The sequence below is a fragment of the Phytoactinopolyspora endophytica genome (assembly GCF_004138495.1).
Classification (GTDB): domain Bacteria; phylum Actinomycetota; class Actinomycetes; order Jiangellales; family Jiangellaceae; genus Phytoactinopolyspora; species Phytoactinopolyspora endophytica.
This window is the reverse complement of record NZ_ML142858.1, coordinates 198286-202104: the sequence shown is the minus strand read 5'-3', so window position 1 is coordinate 202104 and position 3819 is coordinate 198286. Positions and strand designations below refer to the sequence as shown.

The 3819-nt window shown below is 68.5% G+C and carries 5 protein-coding genes; 4 read left to right on the top strand and 1 reads right to left on the bottom strand.

The window, feature by feature from the left end; translation table 11 throughout:
* Positions 1-37 precede the first annotated feature (37 nt).
* Entirely contained in the window at positions 38-1342 is a 1305-nt protein-coding gene (locus tag ELR45_RS19955; protein ID WP_129667920.1) for an alkaline phosphatase family protein, read from the top strand.
* A gap of 24 nt (positions 1343-1366) precedes the next feature.
* Here the strand turns inward: ELR45_RS19955 and ELR45_RS19950 are convergent, their stop codons facing one another.
* Entirely contained in the window at positions 1367-2542 is a 1176-nt protein-coding gene (locus tag ELR45_RS19950; protein ID WP_129667919.1) for an MFS transporter, read from the bottom strand.
* Positions 2543-2965: 423 nt separating this feature from the next.
* Between ELR45_RS19950 and ELR45_RS19945 the strand changes: the two genes are divergently transcribed.
* The 3 genes from ELR45_RS19945 to ELR45_RS38510 form a co-directional block, all read left to right on the top strand.
* Positions 2966-3226, top strand: a complete 261-nt coding sequence (locus tag ELR45_RS19945; protein WP_129667918.1) for a hypothetical protein — start codon at positions 2966-2968, stop codon at positions 3224-3226.
* Between the two features lie 84 nt (positions 3227-3310).
* Entirely contained in the window at positions 3311-3541 is a 231-nt protein-coding gene (locus tag ELR45_RS19940; RefSeq protein WP_129667917.1) for a hypothetical protein, read from the top strand.
* A partial coding sequence (locus ELR45_RS38510; protein ID WP_205856920.1) for an ATP-binding cassette domain-containing protein occupies positions 3538-3819 on the top strand: 282 nt, incomplete at its 3' end. The genes ELR45_RS19940 and ELR45_RS38510, both read left to right, overlap by 4 nt.

Genomic DNA, 3819 nt, shown 5'->3' with positions numbered 1-3819 from the left:
ATATGAGTCCACACAGGCAAGGACAAGGTGAGCTGACATGACGGTGTCTCGACGTTCGGTCCTGGGCGGTATCGCGGCAACGGTTGCGGGCGTGCCGCTCGGTGGTGTCGCCGCCGCCAACCCGGGCGCGACAACCCGGCCGCGGCATTCCGGCCACGTTATCCTCGTGGACTGGGACGGCTTCGATCCCGACTACCACGGCCGCGTCCCCACACCCAACCTCGACCAGCTCGCCGCCCATGGCAGCCTCTCCACCGCGGAGACCACGTTTCACACCGTCTCCAACCCGGTTCGAGCATCCATGAGTACCGGTGCCTACCCGGAGACCCACGGCAACGTCGCCTACATCTACGACCCCGAAAGCGACACAGCGCAAGGCCAGAGCCGATTCCTCGCCGCCGAGACCATCGCTGAGGCACTTGCGGCCGAGGGACGCACGATCGCCTCGGTGCAGTGGTACATGATCCAGAACAACGGTGTCACTTACGGCGACCCCGAGCACCTCTACGTCCAGCCAGGCGGGCCGTTCCAGCAAAGGGTCGACGCCGCGATCGACATCCTCCACCAACGTCCCGTCGACTCCGACGGCCAGCAGGTGACCGTTCCCAAGATTCCCGACTTCCTCGCGGTCTACAGCTCCGACCTCGATGCGACCGGCCACAACGAAGGTCCCGACAGCCCGACCATCGGCACCTTGCTCGCGGAACACGACCACCAGCTCGGCCGCCTCATACAAGCAACCAAGGATGTGGGCATATATCCGGAGACAACGTTCATCCTCACCAGTGACCACGGCATGACCGCGTGGAACCGGACGCTCATCCCGGACGTGCTGGAGACGTTGGACGACGCCGGCTACCGCGCCGAGATCGTCACGCCGGGCAACTCGCCGGCTCCGGACACGGAAGTGATCATCGTGCCGAACTCGGTGCGGGTCGGTCACGTCGCGCTCCGCGGCCGGGCCGCCGAAAAGCCGCACCGACTCAAGATCAAGGCTACGATCGGCCGGCTCCGCCAGGTGAGCCGAGCGCTGGACAGGCGCGATCTCGACCGGATCCACGCCAGCGAGAAGCTCGGCGACCTCGCTGTGGAGGCGAAAGCGCCGTGGGGCTTCGCGCTCAACGAGCCGCCCGCAGGGCAGTGGCGCGGCTCGCACGGCGGCCTCGAGGAGATCAAGGTTCCGCTGATCCTCTCCGGCGCGGGCATCCGTCCCGGCGTTCGCCCCCGTCAACCCAAGATCGTCGACGTAGCCCCGACCATCGCAGAGCTCCTCGGCTCCCGGCCGCCGGCGCAGGCGCAGGGCCGCGTCCTCAGCGAGGCTGTCGAGGGCAGCCCGGAGTAGTCGGCGCGCTCCAGGCACCAGCAGCTATGCCACGAACCCGGCGTCTGCACTTTCCTCGTTTTGCGAACGCATGGATGCGGGAACCTGGGTGAGCAGCGTGCCGGCCACGGCGAGCAGGCCGCCGCCGAAACAGACAAGGTACGCCGGCGACGCGCCATACGCATCGATCACCGCGCCCGCCACGGCGGCGCCCGGCGCCAGCCCGATGGCGAGTCCGGTCTGGAGGAGGAACGCCATCCCCTCGGTGAGGCGGGCAGGCGGCAGCACGTTCTCGGCGAGCATGACGGCCGCGATCAGTGTGGGCGAGAGCGCGAACCCGCTGGCCAGCAGCACCACGCCCATCACCGGGATCGACGGCGCCAGCGCGAGCGGCGCCAGGGTGCCCGCCAACGCCAGCGCGGCCCAGCGCAGCCGCGTGAGTGTGCTGGCACGCCACGTGATCGCACCGGAGATCAGCCCTGCGACCAGGCTGCCGAACGACCACAGCGCGAGCAGGAAGCCGGCAGCGCCCTGCTGCCCCTCCTCCTCGGAGAACGCCACGGTGGCCACCTCGGCTGCACCGACCAGGATGCCGAGTGCGACCATGACGACGGTCAGGGGCACCAACGGACGCCAAGGCATCGCCGCGGGAGCGGCACCGCGCGTCGAGGCGGGATGGGCGGGCGGCTCGGTGCTGCGCAACGCAGAGAACACATAGGTGCCCATTAGTCCCACGGCCAGCGCCGCGATCAGACCGGCGGTGGCGTGCACCGTGGTGGCGAGCACGGTGACGACGATCGGCCCGACCATGAAGACGCACTCGTCGGCCACCGCCTCGAACGCGAATGCGGATTGCAGTCGTTCTGGCCGGCTCTTGAGGGCGAACGACCATCGCGCGCGGACACAGGCGCCAATCGAAGGGAGCGAGGCCCCCGCCAGCGCTGCGCACGCGTACGTCGTCCAGCTCGGCCACTCGGCCAACAATGACCACATGATGCCCGAGAGCCCGAGCCCCCATAGCGTGATGGCGATTGGCAGCACCCGCCCCTGGCCCAGCCGATCGAGCAGCCGGCCCTGCACGATCGAGAAGGCCGCATTCGCGATCAGCGCGGTCGCTGAAACCACGCCGGCAAACGCGTACGAGCCGGTCTCAGCCTCGGCCAGGAGCACAATGCCGATGCCGACCATGGAGATCGGCAGCCGCGCCACCAAGCCGGACACGGCGAACAACGTGGTGCCCGGAGTGAAGATCGCCCGGTACCGGGCGAAGCCCGCAATCATCTCGCGTGCGTCATGCGGGCTGGGTTCCGGCTCGGGCATTGTCGGGCTCGAGCTTGGCCACGCCTGCCTTTCTCAGGCAGCAACGCCAGCAACAGCCCTGCCACGATCCATACCGCCAGCACCACCTGAGGATGTCGAGGGCCCAGACGCTTTGAATCTTGCCGTTGCGGTCGCGGAGGATCGCACCGCCACTTCCCCCCTTCTGACTCCCGGATCGGGATCTCATACTCAAGACGAGGATCGCGGCAGATTTGTGACATCGCCGCAGAAGCAGCCCCCGCTGCTGCACTGCGGACGGCGACAAGACCGCAATGCTGGCCACGAGAGGAACAGTGGCCGGACCTTGCCTCTCGCCGAGAGTGAGTGTACAGTCACTCACATGGCAACCGCGCAGTCCACCGGCGAGCTTCGCAGGGAGACCGTGATCGCCAGCCCTGCCACGTCATCACCACCCTGGGTCTCGAGGGCCTCGATGACACGTGGGCGCACATCCTGAACGAGGCGTGCGCCACCCGAGCACGGAGAGGAGGTGACGACATGACCAAGAGCAACTTGCTCCGGATCGCCCTGGCGGCGACCCTCCTGCTGATCGCGCTGTACACGGTGCTCGTCGTCGTCGACTAGCAGCAGCACCCCTCAGCCCGTCCGCTTCGGACGGGGTTCTTTTTCACCGTCGTAGTGAGTGATCAGTCACTCATGAGGAGAGATATGAACCACGCACCACTCCACATCGTCCTGGGGGCCGGTCCTGCCGGCTCCATCCTCGGCACCCATCTGGCCCGGACCGGTGCCCGGGTGCGGAACGTCAGCTCGTCGACGGCCGACCGCGGTCCCGCCGTCGAGTCCGTGGCCGCCGACCTGTCTACGCCGGTGGCGGCGATCGCCGCCACCGAGGGCGCGTGGTCCCGCGAGGCCCTCACCGAAAGGGCAGTCTCGTGATCCGGGTGGAGGAGCTCACCAAGGTCTACGGCGGCACGCCGGTCGTGGACCGACTGAGCTTCACCGTCGAGCCGGGCACGGTCACGGGCTTTCTCGGGCCCAACGGCGCCGGCAAGTCGACGACGATGCGCTCGCTCGTCGGGCTGGACCGGCCGACCAGCGGCCGAGCGCTTGTCAACGGCCGCGAGCACCGGCACGGGGCGGCGCCCCTGCGCGAGGTCGGTGTGCTGCTGGACGCCGGCGCCGTGCACGCCAGCCGCACGGCCCACAACCACCTG